Source organism: Prevotella sp. SGI.167, assembly GCF_050313615.1.
Taxonomy (GTDB): Bacteria; Bacteroidota; Bacteroidia; order Bacteroidales; family Bacteroidaceae; genus Prevotella.
Genome location: NZ_JBNPLT010000032.1, coordinates 1 through 20,149, shown reverse-complemented (window position 1 = coordinate 20,149; position 20,149 = coordinate 1). Strand labels below are relative to the sequence as shown.

17 protein-coding genes and 1 pseudogene are annotated in these 20,149 nt (G+C 46.5%); 12 read left to right on the top strand and 6 right to left on the bottom strand.

The genetic code is table 11. The features are described from left to right. The first annotated feature begins 5 nt into the window (after nucleotides 1–5). The 9 genes from ACQRBJ_RS13235 (at nucleotide 6) to ACQRBJ_RS13195 (ending at nucleotide 7,675) form a co-directional block, all read left to right on the top strand. Nucleotides 6–1,862 (top strand): DEAD/DEAH box helicase, encoded by a 1,857-nt coding sequence (locus ACQRBJ_RS13235; protein ID WP_445303889.1) that lies wholly within the window; start codon nucleotides 6–8, stop codon nucleotides 1,860–1,862. A gap of 192 nt (nucleotides 1,863–2,054) precedes the next feature. Next, nucleotides 2,055–2,525: a peroxiredoxin gene (locus ACQRBJ_RS13230; RefSeq protein WP_445303888.1), complete on the top strand. Its 471-nt coding sequence runs from the start codon at nucleotides 2,055–2,057 to the stop codon at nucleotides 2,523–2,525. Nucleotides 2,526–2,665: 140 nt separating this feature from the next. Beyond that, the gene (locus ACQRBJ_RS13225) at nucleotides 2,666–3,319 is read left to right on the top strand and encodes a DUF1349 domain-containing protein (RefSeq protein WP_006847447.1); all 654 of its coding nucleotides are present in this window, start codon (nucleotides 2,666–2,668) and stop codon (nucleotides 3,317–3,319) included. A gap of 11 nt (nucleotides 3,320–3,330) precedes the next feature. Further along, nucleotides 3,331–4,089 carry a response regulator transcription factor gene (locus tag ACQRBJ_RS13220; protein ID WP_445303887.1) on the top strand — a complete coding sequence of 253 codons (759 nt, stop codon included), beginning with the start codon at nucleotides 3,331–3,333 and terminating at the stop codon, nucleotides 4,087–4,089. A gap of 7 nt (nucleotides 4,090–4,096) precedes the next feature. Then, nucleotides 4,097–4,648 carry a sugar O-acetyltransferase gene (locus ACQRBJ_RS13215; protein ID WP_006847445.1) on the top strand — a complete coding sequence of 184 codons (552 nt, stop codon included), beginning with the start codon at nucleotides 4,097–4,099 and terminating at the stop codon, nucleotides 4,646–4,648. A 26-nt stretch (nucleotides 4,649–4,674) separates the two neighbouring features. Continuing rightward, nucleotides 4,675–4,938, top strand: a complete 264-nt coding sequence (locus tag ACQRBJ_RS13210; protein WP_006847444.1) for a GlsB/YeaQ/YmgE family stress response membrane protein — start codon at nucleotides 4,675–4,677, stop codon at nucleotides 4,936–4,938. Between the two features lie 45 nt (nucleotides 4,939–4,983). After that, the gene (locus tag ACQRBJ_RS13205) at nucleotides 4,984–5,493 is read left to right on the top strand and encodes an HD domain-containing protein (protein WP_445303886.1); all 510 of its coding nucleotides are present in this window, start codon (nucleotides 4,984–4,986) and stop codon (nucleotides 5,491–5,493) included. A 39-nt stretch (nucleotides 5,494–5,532) separates the two neighbouring features. Further along, nucleotides 5,533–6,816, top strand: coding sequence for a dicarboxylate/amino acid:cation symporter (locus ACQRBJ_RS13200; RefSeq protein WP_445303885.1), 1,284 nt, complete (start codon nucleotides 5,533–5,535; stop codon nucleotides 6,814–6,816). Nucleotides 6,817–7,234: 418 nt separating this feature from the next. Further along, nucleotides 7,235–7,675, top strand: a complete 441-nt coding sequence (locus tag ACQRBJ_RS13195) for an Hsp20/alpha crystallin family protein (protein ID WP_295346860.1) — start codon at nucleotides 7,235–7,237, stop codon at nucleotides 7,673–7,675. 199 nt (nucleotides 7,676–7,874) lie between these two features. Here the strand turns inward: ACQRBJ_RS13195 and ACQRBJ_RS13190 are convergent, their stop codons facing one another. The 4 genes from ACQRBJ_RS13190 to ACQRBJ_RS13175 all read right to left on the bottom strand — a co-directional run bounded on the left by ACQRBJ_RS13190 (nucleotide 7,875) and on the right by ACQRBJ_RS13175 (nucleotide 12,420). Then, on the bottom strand, nucleotides 7,875–9,164 hold the full coding sequence (locus ACQRBJ_RS13190; protein ID WP_445303884.1) for a hypothetical protein: 1,290 nt from the start codon (nucleotides 9,162–9,164) through the stop codon (nucleotides 7,875–7,877). A gap of 46 nt (nucleotides 9,165–9,210) precedes the next feature. Then, the gene (locus ACQRBJ_RS13185) at nucleotides 9,211–10,848 is read right to left on the bottom strand and encodes a hypothetical protein (RefSeq protein WP_337946698.1); all 1,638 of its coding nucleotides are present in this window, start codon (nucleotides 10,846–10,848) and stop codon (nucleotides 9,211–9,213) included. Nucleotides 10,849–10,862: 14 nt separating this feature from the next. Next, nucleotides 10,863–11,120, bottom strand: coding sequence for a hypothetical protein (locus ACQRBJ_RS13180; RefSeq protein WP_294969847.1), 258 nt, complete (start codon nucleotides 11,118–11,120; stop codon nucleotides 10,863–10,865). 172 nt (nucleotides 11,121–11,292) lie between these two features. Then, nucleotides 11,293–12,420, bottom strand: a complete 1,128-nt coding sequence (locus ACQRBJ_RS13175) for a helix-turn-helix domain-containing protein (RefSeq protein ID WP_294969850.1) — start codon at nucleotides 12,418–12,420, stop codon at nucleotides 11,293–11,295. A 150-nt stretch (nucleotides 12,421–12,570) separates the two neighbouring features. On the opposite strand from ACQRBJ_RS13175, the pseudogene ACQRBJ_RS13170 reads away from it, so the two are divergent. The 3 genes and pseudogenes from ACQRBJ_RS13170 to ACQRBJ_RS13160 form a co-directional block, all read left to right on the top strand. Then, nucleotides 12,571–12,711, top strand: a pseudogene (locus ACQRBJ_RS13170) (IS1380 family transposase); the annotation flags it as partial. 171 nt (nucleotides 12,712–12,882) lie between these two features. Next, the gene (locus tag ACQRBJ_RS13165; protein ID WP_445303883.1) at nucleotides 12,883–13,938 is read left to right on the top strand and encodes an efflux RND transporter periplasmic adaptor subunit; all 1,056 of its coding nucleotides are present in this window, start codon (nucleotides 12,883–12,885) and stop codon (nucleotides 13,936–13,938) included. 20 nt (nucleotides 13,939–13,958) lie between these two features. After that, nucleotides 13,959–17,165, top strand: a complete 3,207-nt coding sequence (locus ACQRBJ_RS13160; protein WP_445303882.1) for an efflux RND transporter permease subunit — start codon at nucleotides 13,959–13,961, stop codon at nucleotides 17,163–17,165. Between the two features lie 714 nt (nucleotides 17,166–17,879). Here the strand turns inward: ACQRBJ_RS13160 and ACQRBJ_RS13155 are convergent. Continuing rightward, complete coding sequence (locus ACQRBJ_RS13155; RefSeq protein ID WP_445303881.1) at nucleotides 17,880–18,542, bottom strand: hypothetical protein; 663 nt, start codon at nucleotides 18,540–18,542, stop codon at nucleotides 17,880–17,882. A 37-nt stretch (nucleotides 18,543–18,579) separates the two neighbouring features. Then, nucleotides 18,580–19,944 (bottom strand): ATP-binding protein, encoded by a 1,365-nt coding sequence (locus tag ACQRBJ_RS13150; RefSeq protein WP_445303880.1) that lies wholly within the window; start codon nucleotides 19,942–19,944, stop codon nucleotides 18,580–18,582. Nucleotides 19,945–20,149: the final 205 nt, after the last annotated feature.

The window sequence follows — 20,149 nt, the reverse complement described above, 5'->3', positions numbered from 1 at the left end:
AGAAAATGTATTTCGACGAATTAGATTTAAACGATAACGTGCTCGACGCATTATACGATATGCGATTCGACACATGCACCCCAGTACAGGAAAAATGTATACCAGAGATATTGGAAGGTCATGATGTGCTCGGCGTAGCCCAGACCGGAACCGGAAAGACAGCAGCCTATCTGCTGCCGGTATTGAGCAAGCTGGATGATGGTGGCTATCCTAAGGATGCCATCAACTGCGTCATCATGTCGCCTACCCGTGAGCTCGCACAGCAGATTGACCAGGCGATGCAGGGCTTCGGCTATTATCTGCAGGACGTGAGCAGCGTGGCTGTATACGGTGGAAACGACGGCAACCGCTACGATCAGGAGCTGAAGAGTCTCCGCATGGGTGCCGATGTAGTCATCGCTACACCAGGACGTCTCATCACCCACATCTCGCTGGGCAACGTAGACCTCAGCAAGGTAAGCTTCTTCATCCTCGACGAGGCCGACCGCATGCTCGACATGGGTTTCTCAGAGGATATCAATACCATCGCTGCCAAGCTGCCTAAGACTTGCCAGACCATCATGTTCTCGGCTACCATGCCAGAGAAGATTGAGGAATTGGCAAAGTCACTGCTCAAGGATCCGGTAGAGATCAAGCTCGCAGTGAGCAAGCCTGCAGAGAAAATCAAGCAGGAGGCTTACGTATGTTACGAAACCCAGAAGATGACCATCATCAAGGATATCTTCAAGGCTGGCGACATGAAGCGTGTCATCATATTCAGCGGCAGCAAGATGAAGGTGAAGCAGCTGGCTGCTGCCCTCCAGCAGACCGGTATCAACTGCGGCGCCATGCACTCAGACCTGGAGCAGGCTGAGCGTGATGATGTGATGTTCAAGTTCAAGAGCGGTCAGTATGACGTGCTCGTGGCTACCGACATCGTGGCTCGTGGTATCGACATCGACGACATCGAGATGGTTATCAATTATGACGTGCCTCACGATACCGAAGATTACGTTCACCGCATCGGTCGTACAGCACGTGCCAACCGCGACGGTAGAGCCATCACCTTCGTCAACGAAGAGGACATGTTCTGGTTCCAGCAGATTGAGAAGTTCCTGGAGAAGGTGGTAGAGAAGATGCCGCTTCCTGAGGGATGCGGCGAGGGGCCTGAATATATCAAGCTGAACAAGCCTAGCAAGAAAGGCGGACGTGGAGGCAAGGGCGGAAACGGACGCAAGGGCAATGGACGTGGCGGAAATGAGAACGGCGAAAAGACCAAAGCTAAAAACAGACGCCAGAAAGACCGCGAGCAGACTGCTCATAAGCATAAGCCAAACAACCCTAACAACCGACAGGAGAAAGCTCCTAAGGAAGGAAAGGGACAGAACGGTGAGGCTCAGCAGAACGGTCAGAACGGACAGCAGAAGAAGGACGCTCAGAACGGACAGCAGAAGCAGGGCAACAAGAAGCCTCAGCAGAACAAGCCATATCCACAAAACCAGGAAGGCGAACAGACAAGAAGCAACGACAATCCAAACAACAAGCGTCGCAACAACAAACGCCGCAATGGTAACAATGGCAACAACGGTAACAATGCTGAGAATGCAAACCCTCAGCAGCGCCCTGGTACAGAAAACAATGTACGCCCAGGAAGCAACGGTCGTGGCAGAGGCGTAGCTCAGAAGAAGCAGAATCCAAACAACCAGCAGAAGCAGAATGCAGCTCCACAGAAACCGGGGGCAGCTCCTCAGCAGAAACCAGCCCCAGCTCAGAAAAAGGGCGACAAGCAGGGTTCACGCAAGTATGAGCCTGTGGTAAATCCACAGAAGAAAGAAAACGTGGTAAAGAAAATCTTCAACAAGATTTTCGGATTCAAGAAGTAATATAACAAGTCGCAAAAAGGCAAAAGCATTCAAACCCTGATTGCTTTTGCCTTTTACGTTTTCCTTCCACCGATAACCGTTAGTTCTGTCATCAATAGTGTTAAAAATCATAAGAATCACATCGGTTCGCATTATTTTTATTATCTTTGCATTTCAATAAGACATATATAAATAAATATAGAATATAAAATTATGAATGTAGGAGATAGAATACCAGAGATTCTTGGCATTGACCAGGACGGACGTGAGATCAAGGCAAGCGACTATCGTGGTCGCAAGATAGTACTCTACAGTTATCCGAAGGCTAACACCAGCGGATGCACTGCCGAGGCCTGCTCTCTGCAGGCTCATAAGGAGGAACTGGCAGCAGCCGGTTACGAGATTATCGGCGTGAGCAAGGACAAGCAGGCGCTGCAGAAGAAGTTTGCAGAAGCCAAGGGCCTGCAGTTCCCTCTTATTGCCGATACAGAGACCACCCTTTTGCAGGAACTCGGCTGCTGGGGCGAAAAGGTAACCTGCGGCAGAAAGACCATCGGCATCCTCCGCACCACTTATCTCGTCAACGAAGAAGGCGTCATTGAGAAGATTTTCACTCCAAAGGAGATCAAGACCAAGATTCATGCTGAGCAGATTCTGGATTACATCCATTCAAACATCCAATAAGGGCATAATCCCATGCTGATAAATAACCATTCGGCACATTTTTTCTACTAGTTATTTTTGATTATCAGATGAATCTTTTAACTTTGCAGTTAAAAAGAGTAAAGAACAAATAAACTAAATAGATTAAAGAACGAAATAACATGAAGAAATTATTGACTATTTCGCTGTTTGCAGCAATGGCTATGACATCGGCAGCACAGAGTTTGGAGAAGATGAATTGGTTTAATGAACCAGTAAGTTATGAAATAAAGGGCAAGACATTAACAATGGATGTGCCTGGTCATTGTGACTACTGGCGAATCTCCCACTATGGCTTCACCGTAGATGATGCACCATTCTACTACGCCACTTATGGCGGTGAGTTTGAGGCAAAGGTGAAGATTTCGGGAGAATACAAAGTGCGCTTCGACCAAGCAGGAATGATGATACGCATTGATAAGGAGAATTGGCTCAAGGCGGGCATTGAATACGTGGATGGCAAATACAACCTGAGCACCGTTGTGACTCATCACACCAGCGACTGGAGTGTAATAACCCTCGACAAGCCCGTTGATTATGTGTGGATTAAGGCAGTACGCCGCCTGGATGCCATCGAAATTTTCTATTCTTTCGATGACAAGACCTACACCATGATGCGCAACTGCTGGATGCAGGACAACACCCCTGTTCAAGTGGGACTTGCAACAGCATGCCCAGATGGCGAAGGCTTCAAGGCTAAGTTTTCTGATTTTCAGGTAAAGCATCTTCCCGACCAGCGCAGACTGGAATGGCTCAAGACTCACAGCGAGAAATAAACAGAGATTTTATGATAGATATTGATGATAAACTGGATGAAAAGCTGCGCCAGCAGAGAGATGGCCAGCTGGAGGAAGACGAAGAACTGCAACTGCGATTCATCGCTAAATCCTATGCCATATGCGAGAATTCCATCGCTGTATTGAGTAATCTCCGTACCAACAAAAGCCATATCTATTATGGAATGACGAGCGACTTTCTGGGATTCGAACCATCCGGCAGTTATGAGAAGATAGAATCTATCTGGGAAGAGAAGATTCTGAATCGCATCCATCCTGATGACCAGCGCAGACGCAATCTCCAGGAGTTGGTTTACTATCAGTTTGTGAGCGCCTCCCATTCTGACAAGGCATTCTACTGGTACTTGGAAAATACCATGCGAATGGCTGACAAGGATGGCAAATATCTCCCCACACGTCACCGCATCTTCTATTTCAAGGGAAAGGGGCAGCGGGGCGTCTGCTATGCAATCTGTCTCTTTAATCTTACAGCAAAGACCAGCAAGATGGCCATTCTGAAGAATTCACTCACAGGAGAAGAGCACCTGATTGACATCGATGAGAAACAGCTCTTGAGTGAACGCGAGATAACCATCATGAACCTGGTAAGTCAGGGACTTTCGAGCAAGGCCATAAGCATCCGCCTGAACATCAGCAAGAACACGGTAGACAGGCATCGCCAGAACATCATCAAGAAGATGCAGGCAGCCAACATGGCAGAAGCTTGCCACAAAGCAAAGCAACTTGGAATAACTGTAGAATATCAATAAGAAAGAAATGACAGAATTTGAAAAAATGAGAAACAGCGAGCTCTATGATTTCAGCAACAAGGAAGGCATGAAAAGCATAGAGCACGCCAACCGTCTCTGCTGCCGCCTGCAGACGCTAACCCTGTTTGATGAAGACTATCGAACCATCATCGAAGAACTGATTCCAAGCATTCCTGCCTCAGCCACCATCTGCCCACCCTTTCACTGCGACCATGGTCACGGCATCAAGGTGGGTGAGAATGTATTCATCAACTATGGCGCCACGATGCTCGATGAAGCCCTGATTACCATCGGGGCACGCACCCTGATAGGTCCGAGCTGCCAGCTGGTAACCCCTAACCACCCCATCGACTATATGGAACGCCGCAAGCCAGTAGAAACAGGCTTCCCCATCACCATTGGCGAAGATTGCTGGCTGGGCGCAGGAGTCATCGTCTGCCCTGGAGTAACCATCGGCAACCGCTGCGTAATCGGTGCCGGCAGCGTAGTGGTCAAGGATATTCCTGATGACTCCATGGCTGTGGGAAATCCTGCAAGAGTTATCAGAAAGCTCAGATAAATAGGATAAAATAAAATCAAGAGAGTATGTTAGAACATATTGCAGATTTCACAGCGTGGCCAATCCTTACTGGTATTTTCATTGGCTATATTGCCAACCGCATTATGAGCGGTGAAGGAAAAGGATGTTGTATGAATCTCTTCATAGGTATTGTAGGCAGTTATGCCGGTGCCATCATCAGCAGTCTGCTGAACATTGAGTTGTTTGGCAAAGGTTATCTTACCAATTTCATCTTCTGTGTCATTGGTGCCATAGCGGTATTGTGGATTTGGAAGAAGCTTTTCGATTAACATCCCATCAAGTAGATATAAATATTGGTTTAAAGACATAAGATAATGACAAACAAGGAATTGATACTCGCCAGTCTGATGAGGGCGATGATAAAATACGATGGTGGCGATGCGCCACGCATCCAGCATTTCGTGAAGGTACACGACTTTGCCCGTATGATTGCGATAGCAGAGGGAATGAACGAGGAAGACCTCTTCGTGCTCGAAGCAGCAGCCATTCTTCACGATGTAGGCATTCATGTTTCAGAAGCCAGATACGGCAACTGCGATGGCAAGCATCAGGAAGAACTGGGTCCTGATGAGGCAAGAAAAGTACTGTCAGAAGTAGATGGATTCACAGCCGCGCAGACAGAAAGAATCTGCTGGCTCATTGCCCATCATCATACTTATAAAGATGTTACCAGCCTCGACCACCGCATTCTGCTTGAAGCAGATTTCCTGGTCAATTCCTTCGAAGACCACCTTGCTCCCGAAGGCATCATCACCTTCCGCGACCATGTCTTCCGCTCGGAGTCAGCAATCAGAATGCTGAATGATATGTGGGGACTGGAATAAGGAGAATACTTTTGTCTAAAAAAATAATAATTTAAAATCATGATAAAAACAATAAATGATATGGGAAATAGACAGCCGGATAGCAATGCTGGCAGCAGTAAGCAAAAAGGAGTGAAAAATAAGCAAACCCGGCAGTTGGCACTATGGATTGGCGCTTTGATAGTAGGCGCAGTCTTAGGTATGTTCGGCATCAGCTGGCTGGATGGCCTGATGAATTTCATCGCCACGGTCTATACCCGCTTATTCCAACTTCTAGCAGTACCAACCATAGCCTTGGCAGTCATCACAACCCTGGCATCCTTGGGCAACCAGGCAGATACCGGTAAGATATTCCGCCACGCCATCACCTACACCCTACTCACGACGATAGCAGCTGCAGCAGTGGGACTGGTGCTCTACAACATCGTTTCTCCAGGCAATTTACCTACAGCCTTGGTACAGAGCGGTATGGAAGATGTTCCCCAAAAGCTGGGAGAAACCAGCTATTATGACCATATTCTTGGGGTAATACCCAACAACATCATCAAGCCGTTTGCCGAAGGAAATGTACTCTCCATCCTGATTTTGGCTGCAGCTGCAGGTATTGCTTTAACCAAAATGCCATCAAGCGATAAGAAAGAAGTCGTGATGAAGGGATTGTTTGGATTACAGGATTTGCTTTTCTTGCTGATTCATGGATTAATCTGGGCTCTGCCTCTGGGTATCGTTGCCTTTGCAGCACAACTCTCAGCCCAGTTCTCTGCGGGTATCGTGATGGCTTCTCTAGGAAAGTACGTAGCTGTTATCCTGGGAGGTAATGTCATTCAATTCTTCATCATTCTCCCGCTCTTCCTCTTGGCAAGAGGCTTGAATCCTGTGCGTACACTGGGCAAGATGATGCCGGCAGTATTAATGGCTCTGTTTACAAAGAGTTCTGCTGCTACGTTGCCGGTAACGATGCAGACTGCAGAAGATAGGCTGGGAGTTTCCAATCAGGTTTCCCGCTTCGTATTGCCTATCTGTACTACCATCAACATGAATGGTTGCGCTGCCTTTATCCTCGTAACTTCCTTATTCCTGATGCAGAATGGAGGAATGCCTTTACCTTGGACTACGATGATTCTCTGGCTCTTCATTTCAGTTATCTCAGCCGTGGGTAATGCAGGAGTGCCGATGGGATGTTATTTTCTGACCCTATCTCTGATGTCCGGCATCAATGCTCCTATCGGCATCATGGGTATCATCCTGCCAATCTATACCATTATCGACATGGTAGAGACGGCAGAGAATGTATGGTCAGACTCCTGTGTCTGCGCCATGGTGGATAAGGACTTGAAAGGATAGAGTCCACTTGAAAAAGTATTCTCATTAAAAGTTTAACATACATTCGTTCTTCAAGCAACAGACGGGAACAACTGAGGAGGGAAAACGGAACATTTTGGCAGAAATGATTAAATTAATTATACTTTGATGCCACTTTTGCAGCATTTATTGCCAGTTCTGGCAAAAACCGTTCACTCCTGATATAAAAATTCACCTGGCACATAACTTGCTAATACATAAGATGAAAGCGGAAGCCGAAAGGGCAAGGGGAACGTTAAGAACCCTAAGCAATGGCATTTGAGGGTTTCTCGAAATCCTTGAGTCCCGAAAGCCGAAGCGTTCATTAAGAAAAAGGATAAATTAATAAACAATTAGAAATCCCGACAGAGCCGGAAGGCGAAGAGAGGACGAGAAAAATAAAATTCGGAGGTTTTACATTATGTTGTTAGCTCGTAGAAATAATAGTGTTTCAAATTGGTTGAATAGTTGGTTTAATGACAACTTCTTCGATACTGAATTGATGCCACACATGAACGCCACAGCTCCTGCTGTTAACGTGAAGGAGGATGCTACAGCTTACAAAATGGAGATTGCAGCTCCTGGCTTGAAGAAGGATATGGTCAAGATGAACATTGATAAGGATGGTTATCTGAATGTATCTATCGAGAACAAGAACGAGAAGAAGGAGGAAAAGAAGGAAGAGCATTACCTGCGTCGTGAATTCTCTTACAGCAGCTACTCTCAGAGCTATGCTTTACCTGAGGATGCCAACCACGAGAAGATTTCTGCTGAGGTCAGCGATGGTGTCTTGAAGATTGAGATTCCTAAGGTAGCCAAGGAGGAGAAGAAAGACGATGTTAAGCACATTGAGGTAAAGTAATCACTCATAACGTGCTAAGCAGCTTTTTGGATGACATTTCATTGCACCCTAGAAAATAATTAAAACGGAGGGCTAGTCCTGATAATGGGACTAGCCCTTTTTTGTGCCGGTTCTCATATATATACATATTATATGTGCCGATTCCTCTATATCAATATCAAAAAACACCTATTTCAATACGAATACCTTCGTTTCATGATTACTGCAAGAAATCATCGTTGCTTACCTTTACACCAAGTGGTCCATAGTCGCCAAGAGCTTTGTGAGCAAGCTGCTTGTCGGGATCGGTCACATGGTCGATAGGCTCGCCAGTATCATCCTTGTAAGCTGTAGGTGTCATGGTTGCGATGGAGTGTTTCCATTCCCTGTCTGGAAGAATGTTCCTATACATGACAGCCACAATCTCTCCGATAGGATTGCCGTCTATGTTCTTTTTCTCACTGTCCCAAATGAAGAGATTGACATACTCTCCGTTGGCATTCATTTCGTTCACCTTGCTCTGTATGGCTGATAGCTTAGGATTCTTTTTCAGGCAAACCACAAATGTTGCTTTCTTGCCATCGGCATAGCGAGCCTTCGCATCATATACAGACATATATGAGCGTGTGTCGCTTGCTGAGCCAATGCAGATAGACCAGTAACGTGTCACAGCTTTTCTGTATTCCTCAGGCTTTGTTGGCACCGTGGCCGGTATGAAGGAGAATGTGAGCACAGAGTCCTCGCGCAAATGCGTTCTTCCATAAAGGTATGACGTGGAGTTGTTTGGATAGTACCTGCCAACTGGAGCAAGGAAGAATGGCATCTCCCTGTTTTCGTCGGATTTCTGTGTAAACACCTTCGATGTTACCTTATAGACATTTGATGCAACGTGTTCTGGCACGAAGGTCTCATGCAAGTTCATGTCGAGTGCGGTAATGGCTGGAAGTTCTACTCCTGCGTATTCGTCTTTTTGGCTTCCATCAGCAGTAGTTCCCAGGTAATGTCTGAGAGCAATGGCTACTTTGTTCACACCTTCTGCAACTTTCACCACATTCTCTGAACCAAGTTTGTCTATTACGCTTTGTGGCGTTCCGTTTGGCACCACATAGAGGGTGAAATAGTTCTTTCCCGTAGTGGTTGCGACGAAAGGATTCGTGCTTCCGTTATCTGCCGAGATGTCCTGGTCATCGATGCCTGCGAAAACGTCTCCTGTCATATCATTGTATAGTGATATGCTGAAATATCTGCAATGAGGGTATTCTCCTTTCAGACATAAAATCTTGTCACTATTTTGGTCTGCCTGATAGGTGTATTCCCAATAATTGGAATATAAGTCCGGGTATGCTCCGAGAACCTCACCATCGCCTTTCAGGGTTGGGCCCCATTGCTCCTTAGGCGACAAGGTAGGGATTTTTATATCGTTGTTGCTGTCATCATCGGAACATGCGATGAAAGTCATTGCCATGATACAACTTAGCAATGAGGTCATGATAATTTGCTTGATTTTCATACTTCCTGTTTTTTAAAATTAATACACTTTTTGTCCTCACTCTGTTTTACTTGATTTCCACTCTGAACGGTCCAGATACCGAGTTGTAGAGTAAGTCACCATTGTCAAAGAACTGTATGATGGCATATGCTCCATTGGCCCGATTGTCTTTGCCTAGGATTGTGCGGTGGCGTGTGGTGCCGGTGCGCCAGTCGAGTCCGGTTACTTCCCATCCTGTGGCATCGTTCCATCCACTTACGAATACCATTTCAGACGATGTGCTTACAGCAGGAATCATACTTGGTGAACTGACGTCAGCACGTGTCCACTTAGTCTCCCACTTGTTCTCCTTTGTGTTCCAGCTCACGCATTCAACACCTCTAGGAGTCTCTATGGTAGGACCGATTGCTAGTACGCCTATAATCTTGTCGTTTATCTTTTCCGTTGTCTGGCTGATGTTGTTCACCACGAAAGCGTCGTATCCTGCGGTTACTACGGATTGCTCCGACTGTACCCATTCGGTAGAGGTTGGTAATCCGCACGTTATGTCGAACGTTCCTGCCAAACGTTTGTTGCCAGAATCTACAGGCTTGGCATCGGCAGGTATGGCGTCACGCCAGAAAGCTACGAGTTTCATTTTCTTTGCTCCGTCTGTTATCACCACGAGTTTGTCCTCGTCGTTGCCAAATCCCATTAGTGTAGGGGTTGCTCCTGTACCATATCCGAGCTTGATACATGGTGCCATTGGACCTCCGTCATACTCGGCTTTCCATGCTCCATCGCTTTCGCTGTCAGAGAACTTTCCATTCTTGCATATCAGCTTTTGCATGAGTCCCTTGCCGTTGGCCTCCTTGGCGTTGCTTGCCACATATACCCCGCCGTTCTCATCCACTGCTATTGAGTTCGTCAATATCTGGGTGCTTGCCAGTGGGTAGGTATCTTCTACCGTGGTCAACTCACGGTTGAGTACAACAAGAGCATTCTGTGCCGCCACGAGCAAATGTCCATCGTATGTCATGGTAGCTCCCACCAGAGTGTAAGAGTTGTTGATATACGGTGTGAGCTTAATCTGACTGTCTAGCTCTATGCCTTCCTTTGGATTATTTGGGTTCTTCAGCCTGTACCTTGCCATGATGTGTCCAGCATTGGTATATACATAGTTGTCCTTGTCGCACAACACATAGTTTCCATTGGCTATAGACATCTGTGGAGCAGCACCTAGCACTCCGGTTACGGCTGTTGCAAGTTCTGAGTAAGACGAGTAGCTGGATGTCAAGATATTGAGCTGTTCTTGATTCTTCATTGTTATTCCAGGCAAACCAGCTTCTGCGAGTCTTTCAAAGTTGCCGTTGGATACGTCTATGATAGATACTCTGTCGCTGCTCATTCCCCACATGTATTTTGGGGAAGTGGATGCGAGCGTCATGAGGTTCACAGGACCGCTGCTTGTTGCCTTGCATTTCGTCAGGTCGGCATAGAACGTGCCGTCCTTCACTTTTGCAGTGAAAGCATCGGTCTGAGCCGAATTGAAATGGGTGATGCTGTATTCCTCTTGTGCCAGCCAAGGGTTTGCCTTTGGCTTGGATAGTTCTGCCAGAGGAATGTTGGGATTTCCGTTTCCCCCATTGTTGTCATCATCAGTACAAGCAGTTAACATCGCCGCTCCTATTGCGAGGATGAATAATAATAGATACGTTTTTTTCATAATTATTTATTGTTTTAAAATGAATACTCGTTTTGTAACAACAATTCCGAACCTACCAAAAGAAGGAAGAACAACAGTATATAAATATAAAACTGTTCTTGCTTGACGAAATCTGCGAAACTGAATTTCTTATTCCAATGATTTCCCAGATAGAGACGGTAGTCGCGTATCATCACAAGGATGAACACTATGATAATCACAGCCACGATCACTACAACAATCATGATGAGATTTCCATCTGAAATTGAAATGGTTGGTTCTGTTCCTGTCATTTTCATTATCTGTTATGTTATTGATTCGAGTACAAAAATAGCTTTTTTATTTTGAAAGTGATAGTAGCTTTTCCATAGTAGTTGTAGCTTTTCCACAAAAAAAGTAGTAGCTTTCCTAGGAAAACTACTACTTTTTAAACAGTATTTAATGTATAATTACAAAAATACACACTTAGATGGAGACAAACTGTTTGCGCCATTGGCTAGGTGACATGCCCGTTTTCTGTTTGAATATACGATAAATCCATGTGTGGGATGAGAAACCGCACTCTGTGGAAATAGCGTCAATGCTATATTCGGGGTTGGCTTTCATCATGCGAACTGCCTCATTAAAGCGAATGTCGCTAAGCCAGGTTCTAAAATTGGTATATTCTGACTGGTTGAAGTATTCTGTCAGTTCGATTTTCTTGTATCCCAACTTGGTAGCTAACGAATAGATGCTAACTTCATAGTCCTTATAAAATCCCTCTTCACACCATTTCTTGAGGGCTAATTCTATTTCTATCTTTCTATTTGCTGTCAAGATATTTGTACCATAAGTATTCTTGCCGTCTTTTATATCTTCTGCTTCCGTGACTTTTGCCTCTGCGTCATTTTCCTCATGAATGACTTCTTTGGGTGTGATGTAATAGCCCATAGCAATGAAAGTGTGGACGAAAAAGATGACAGAGAGTAACATCAAGGGACCTATTATATATAATAAGGTATTGAAGAGGATTGCTACAGGCAGAAGTCCAGCAGTAAGGTATAGCAAAATGATGCTGGCTTGCGAATAGCGCACGTATGAAATCAAGTCACTTCCGAAATTTTCCATGAGCTTCTGCCTTCGGGTATTTGTTTCTTTGCGAATGATAAAGATAAAATATGCCATGCTAGCCACAAAAAGACCGAGCATCACATAGAGCATATTGCCAATGTGTAAACTATGACTTTTGAATATGCCAATGATGAAAACTAGGGCGATGAGTATGTATGCCATTATACTACGTAAACAATAACGGCGCACTTTGCTGCCTGTGCTCTCTATGTTGATGATGGAGAGAGTGATGGCAAATGCCACTGGGGTATAGAACAGTATGTTGAATGCTGCGCCCACATCGGTACCTTGTGCACGGAATCCATGAACCATCTGTAAGAGGTAGTGGACGGAGAAGAATAGCATGGATGCAACGAGAAGCCATCTTGATATTTCGTAGCGCCACACCTTCCATCTCACCTGCAAACTTGCCATGGCTAATTGCAATGCCAGCATGGCTGTAATGACGCAACATACAAGTTGCAATATGAATAACGATGTCATAATATTGTCATAACCTTAATTCCACAACACTATTATAAATCAAACCTTTTAAGCCCCAGAACAACAAAAAGTTGCTCAGGATTTTGTCATGTGAGAATTTTCACTTATCTTAGTGTTGCGAAAAGAAAACAAGCAAAACTCTGACATAACATGGCAAAGATACAAATTAAATCTGAGAAACTCACTCCTTTTGGAGGATTTTTTCGGGTCATGGAGCAATTTGACTCCACATTGTCTTCTGTAATCGACCCAACCCTCGGTCTAAGGTGTAGATTGTTCGGTTGGATGCATCAGAGACGTAGTTTCCATGGAAAACGTGATTGAAACTATGAACAGCGTGGAAATCGTAGTAGTAGAAGAAGAACTGTTTTTTTATCTTTTTTAATTCTATTTTTCCTATGCATTCAGCTAAAATTCATACCTTTGCATTATCTTTTCAAAAAACAACAAAATGTAATCAATATGAAACAGAAATATGTTATAACGGGATGGCTTGTCGCATTCATTATCAGCTGTATGATGCTGGCGGGATGCACCGAAAAATCCAGCAAGCTAGAGAAGAAAAACGTGAAAGTTGAGACTATCTCCGTGGGGAATACAAACCTGGGGGGAACGAAAGACTATGTGGGAACCATCGAGGAAAAGATGGGATCTACACTCAGTTTCGAGATAGCCGGAAACATCACTTCCATACGGGTGGAAGAAGGAGATAGAGTGAGCAAGGGACAGCTGCTCGCCACCATCAACCCTACCACCGTGAAGGAGGCTCACCGGGCAACACTCACCACCCTGAAACAGGCGCAGGATGCCTACAGAAGATTCCTGCCCCTGCACCAGTCGGGAACCATCTCGGATATGAAATGGGTGGAGATAGAAAGCAAACTGGAACAGGCAAAGGCGGCTGAAAGCATCGCCCGCCAGCAACTCTCCCACTCTACCCTCACAGCTCCTTTTGCAGGCGTCATCGCTGCCAAGAACGTGGACTTGGGAACCTACGTGCTCCCCGGACAGCCTGTGCTGAAACTCGCCAATGTGGCACAAGTCAACGCCAAGGTATCCGTACCCGAAGCTGAAATATCTCATCTGCACGTGGGCGACAAGGTGAAACTGACGGTAGCCGCTCTTTCGGGTGCCATTTTCCGGGGAACGATTTCAGAAAAAGGCATCGATGCCAACCCCATCTCGCATACCTACGATGTCAAGGTGGGCATCACCAATCCGCAGGGCCGTCTGCTCCCAGGCATGGTATGCAACGCCCAGGTGCAGGGTAGCGCTGCTACCCCATCCCACATCACCGTTCCACCACAAAGCATTGAACTGGATATAGATAACTCCCGATTCGTATGGACCGTGGTAAACGGAAAGGCACATCAGCAACCCGTAACTACCGGCGATTTCGAAGGCGACGGCATCGTCATCCTTTCGGGACTGAAGGCTGGCGACCAGGTTATCATCAATGGCCAGCAGAAAGTTTCTGAAGGAATGAATGTAGATACAGCAAAAAGCGATAACCGATAAAAAAAGTGGAGGGAAAAGATATGAATCAAGAGACAAGGCAAAAGACAAGCCAAGAGACAAGGCTAGAGACAAACAAACCGGAGGATTCCAAAAAGCCGGAGAGAGACACCGCCCTTCGCGACCACATCAAGGCACGCATCACCAGGAAGCCCAACCGCATCATCAAGCGCTCGTTCATCGAGTCGGCGATGTGCAACCACAACATCGTGATGCTTCTGATGGGCATGCTCTTATTTCTAGGCATACTCGGCATCTGTATCATGCCCAAGCAGGAGATGCCGCAATTCACCATCAGGCAGGGTGCCTGCGTAGCCGTATATCCGGGCGCTACATCCGGAGAGGTGGAAGAACGGGTGGCTAAACCGCTGGAGAACTTCATCTTCGGATACAAGGAGGTGAACAAGAAAAAGACCTATACCCAGAGTAAGGACGGCATGCTGATCGTGTTCCTGGAACTCAACGACGACGTGGAGGACCGGGATGCCTTCTGGAGCAAGTTCAAGCATGGCCTGCAGGCCTTCAAGAGCTCCCTTCCTACGGGTGTCCTTGCCCTGCAGGCTGTGGATGACATCGCCGATACCTCTGCCCTGCTCATCACGATGGAAAGCAAGCAGAAAACCTATAGGGAACTGAATACATACATAGACCAGCTGAAGGACAGACTGCGCCGCATTGATGCCATCTCGAACCTGCGAACCTACGGACTTGAAAACGAACAGATAAGCATCTGCCTGGACCAGAACAAACTGGCCAAATACGGCATCGGCCCCTATAAGATTCTGAACGACCTTGCCCTGCAGGGCTTCACCACCGTGAGCGGAAACCTGGAGATGGGCAACCTCAACCTGCCCATCCACATCACCGACTCCTACAACAACGAGCGGGATGTGGCAGAACAAATCGTATATTCCGACCCCAGGGGCAACATCGTGCGCCTGAAGGACATCGCACAGATTAAAAGAGAATATCCGAAACTGAATAAATACATCAAGAGCAACGGCAACAAATGCGTGCTCCTATCCATTGAAATGCGACCGGGAAACGACATCGTGAAGATGGGAAGAGACGTACACAAGATGATGGATGATTTTGAACAGTCCCTGCCAGGCGATGTACATATCAATACCATTACCGACCAGAGCAAGGTGGTAAGCGAATCGGTGCTAAACTTCCTGCGCGAGCTGCTCATATCGGTCATCTCCGTCATCATCGTGGTCATCCTGCTCATGCCGCGCCGCGTGGCAGAGGTATCAGCCCTCAGCATCCCTATCACCATCTTCTCGTCGGTGGGCATATTCTATCTTTTCGGCATGGAGCTGAACACCGTTACACTGGCTGCCCTCATCGTAACACTGGGTATGGTGGTGGATGATTCCGTGGTTATCATCGACAACTACATGGAGAAGCTGGGCCATGGCATGTCGCGCTGGCATGCAGCCATCGCCGCTCCTAGAGAATTCTTCATGTCGGTGCTTTCTGCCACGCTCAGCATCTCGCTCACCTTCTTCCCATTCCTCTTTACCATGCATGGCGACATGGGCGATTTCGTAAAATCATTCCCCTGGGCTATGTTCATCATCCTGAGCATCTCGCTCATGGTTTCGCTGCTGCTCACACCTTATTTACAGTATGTGGTGATTCACCAGGGCATCAGCAGCCAGCACAAGCCCAACGCCCGCAAAAAGCCGCTCGACTATCTGCAGATGGGGTATACCTGGTTGCTGAAACGCTGTTTCGCCTTTCCACGCACCACCCTCGCTGTGGGCATCATGCTGGTGAGCACCGGAGCCATCATCTTCGTACATCTTCCGCAGAGAATGATGCCTATCGCCGAGAGAAACCAGTTTGCCGTAGAGTTCTATCTGCCTAGCGGAACCACCGCAGCAAGAACCGCACAGGTGGCAGATTCTATGGCCCACATTCTGCAGCGCGACCCGCAGGTAACAGCCGTAACCACGTTTGTTGGTCAGGGTTCACCCCGTTTCCACACCACCTATGCGCCACAGATTGGCGGTGAGAACTTTGCACAGTTTATCGTGAATACGGTAGATAACGATGCCACAGAAGAGGTACTCGACCGATATGCCGACCGATACTCCAACTATTTTCCCGACTGCTACATCCGCTTCAAGCAGATGGATTACAACAACGCCACCTACCCTATCGAAGTAAGAGTGAGCGGCGACAGCATGGGCGACCTGAAGGCTGCCGCCAGGAAGATAGAAGCCTGCATGCACAAGATAGAAGGCATCAACCTGATTCGTACCAACTACGAAGAGCCCCTGCCTGGCATCAGGGTAACTCCAGATGCTACCGAGGCCAACCGGCTGGGTGTGAATAAGACCATACTCTCTGCCGACCTTGCCATTCATTATGGCGATGGCATCCCGATGGCCACCCTTTGGGAAGGCGACTATCCGGTGAAGATGGTTCTGAAATCGGAAAACGACAGCGACCTTGCCAATGAATACATCCCCGTGATGGGAGGAACATCGAGCGTTCCACTCCGCCAGTTGGCTAAGATTTCGCCCGACTGGCACGACGGCAGCATCATACGCAGAAACGGCGTGCGTACCATCTCTATCATAGGTGAACCTTTAAGGGGATTCAATGCCAACCAATTGGCCAACGAACTGAAGCAGGAAGTATCCAAACTCCCGCTAGATTCCAGTCTTGATTGGGAGATTGGCGGTATGGCAGAAAAGGATGCCGAAACCCTTCCTCAGGTTACATCGGGCGTGATGATAGCAGCCTTAATCATCTTCTTCATCCTGCTCTTCCATTTCAAGCGCATCAGTCTGGCACTGGTGAATCTCTCGTCCATGTCGCTCTGCATCTTCGGTGCAGCGATAGGCCTTCTGGTTACGGGTTTCGACGTGAGTCTTACCTGCATATTGGGCATTGTGAGCCTGATGGGTATCCTGGTAAGAAACGGCATCATCATGCTCGACTATGCCGAGGAACTGCGCCGCGACAAGGGGTTATCAGTAAAGGAAGCCGCCTTCCAGGCTGGCGAGCGCCGCATGCGCCCTATCTTCCTTACATCGGCAGCCGCCTCGGTAGGCGTACTGCCTATGATGGTAGAGAACAATACGCTGTGGTCGCCAATGGGAGCCGTTATCTTCTTCGGTACGCTTATCTCGATGGTACTCATCGCCACCATCCTGCCTGTGCTCTATTGGCTCGTGTTCGACAAGCACGGCAAGTATAGTTTGAGGAAGCAGTAACTACCCCTGTGTACTTGCAATGTGCATGATTTCTACGGATACAAGCAAGACATTCTATATCATACATCCTATCCTACCCTAAAAACGCAGAAGCCTGCCGGCAGTGATGCCGGCAGGCTTCACTTTTCATAAACCGAACCTAAATTCCTACTTATCTTTTGAGATAATAAAACTGCAATTTAAACCTAAATATAAACTTTTACCTTGATGAAAACTCTTTCTACTTCTTTATCTATCTATATATATATGTACTGCGAAAAAAGTCTCACAGTCTCACTTTTGTCTTCAAAATACCAGTTATCTTTCTGATAATTAATAACTTAACATCAATGACACTTCTTGAAAAAATGCAGCAAGAAGTATCATCAATGTATCATGGAAGTATCATCATATTATGGTCGTACAACTAAAAGGTGTATAGTTGTACGACTATAAAGCTACGATTGTACAACTATAGGGTGTATAGTCGTACGACTAAACAGGTTATAACCGTACAACTAAAGGGGTTATAGTTGTACGATAACAAGGGGTTGCCACTAAGCTCGACAGAGGTGCTGACTGCAGTCAGCAGACTTGCTGACTAGGCTCAGCAGAGCTGCCGAGCCTAGTGGCAACAGTTGGGAAGATACTTGATTGCACCCGAGAAGATACTTACTTCAACCCAAAAGGATACTTACTTGAACCCCAAAAGCCGTTTACTTCAACTTCCTATCATCATTCCTTCTTCCACAAACGATAGAGCGTAACAGGACCTTCCTTGGTAGCATACATTCTGGCAGCCGGTTCCTCACAGAGATCATTCAACACCTTATTGGCATGATAGCGGGTGACACCGAATTCACGAATCATATCCTTCACCGTAATATAACCCTGCTGCTGACAAATCTCTACAATATCAGCAAACTCCTTATCCGCCTCTTTTGGAGTAGATTTCACACTCCAATACTGTCGACTGCAGCCATTAGAGTGGCGTTTCAGCCTTTCCAGGAACTCCTTCGTGGGCTGAATTTCCAAGCCGCAGATATCCACCTCATTGGCTGGAATCAGATCACCCTCATGATAGGTCCTTTTCCATTCGATTCCATTCTTGTCCTTATGCTTCACCATCCCCAGCTTAGGCTTGACGATAAACATATCGCCTATCCTCACCTCGTTGCCCTCAGCCAAGGCGTAAAGCGTTTCATCCTCCAGCGTTTCCAATGCGGAGATAAAGGACGAAACGTTCATCGCACAATGATCGCGAACACGCTTCTCCATCTTCTCCCGGTCAACGATATCCCGTTTTACGAACATCGGATGTATCTGATACTTACCGCTTTCGTCCTTCAAGGGCGTGCGATGCTCCAAATAATTGATTGAACCTGTTGCTCTAGCCATATTCTTAGTTTTTTTGATATTTCTTTATATCCCCCATCTACTTCTCCGCAAACAAATTGGAGATAGCATAAAGAGGAATGATGTCTATCTTCTTGCCATCGGGACTCTCGAATGTACCAAAGTTTTCGAGAGAACAGCGGATGCCCATTTCTATATGCTTCTGCGGATTGCGCATCAGCGAATACATGCTGCTCATGGACCCCTTCACACCCGATTTTACTTCTATCGGAACAATGCTGCCACTGCGAGCTATCACATAATCCACCTCGGCACAAGTACCTTTGTTCATGTTTTGCCAATAGTACAACTGATGCCGCTTCTGCGGAGAAGAATATTTGATAAGTTCCAAGCCCGCCATCATCTCTGCCACATGCCCCTTGTCAACAAGATCGATGGAATCTGCCACCATCATCTCCTTGATGCTGTCGTCGATGTCGTCATCTATTCCCAGGATTCCAAGCAGCACGCCTGTATCATGGATAAGATATTTCACAACCCGCTCGTTGATTTCAGCCCCAAGCGGCACCCCATTGGCATCCGTATGATAGGTCGGGATGATTAGTCCGGCATCCTTCAGCATCTCCAAAGCCACCTTTACTTCTGCCGAACGATATTGTCCTTCTACCCTACTGTAAACAAACTTGGCTCCTGCCTGATGCGCTACGCTTATGAGAGTTTGGCGCAAAAGCAGAGGATTTGCCTTGGCTCCGTACTTGGCAAAATCGTCCTGATACCCCTGGATGATTTCATTTACAATATCACTGCTATAGCGATAAGACCCTGTCTCCGTGTAGGTTGCCACGGCTTCTGGCATTCCGCCAACCAGCATATAACTTCGAAAAGCCTCCACCAATCTGTTATAGAATGCCTTGGGCAGCGGATTCGTAGGACTGCTATTTCGCTTGGTTCTAAGAAGCCCCTCTTGCCCCGTTGCCGTCAGGAATTCATCAAAAGACATCGGATAGACAAACAGTGAACTTACTCTGCCCACTCCAAATGAAGACAAATCCTTCAGTGCAAACTCCAGGAGCGAACCTGCTGCAATGACATGAAGTTCAGGATAATCTTCCTTAAAGAACCAAAGGCTGTGAACGACATCTTCGCTCTTCTGTATCTCATCGAGAAAAAGAAGGGTTTCGCCCGGAACAACCGGCACATTAAAGAAGTCGGATAGCTTAGCAGCTATGCTCTTCACGTCACGACAGCCCTTAAAGAATTCCATCACCTCAGGATTTCTTTCCACATTAACTTCCAAAAAATATTTGAAGCTCTTGCCCAAATGCCGAATGGTGCTCGACTTGCCTACCTGTCGGGCGCCCCTCACCAAAAGAGGTTTTCTTCGAGGATTATCCTTCCATTCCAGCAAAGCCTGGTCGATGCTTCTTGGCAAGTATTTTTCCATATCTTTGCGTCTTTATGATTATACAGCTGCAAAAATACTGATTATTAACGAGATAAGCAATTATTTTATGTTAACTTTGCTAAAAGATAGAGTTATAAAGGGGTGTTTTATGATAAAAGATAGAGTTATAACAGGGTGTTTTGTGATAAAATATAGAGTTATAAAGACATGTTTTATGATAAAAGATAGAGTTATTTGTAGCAGC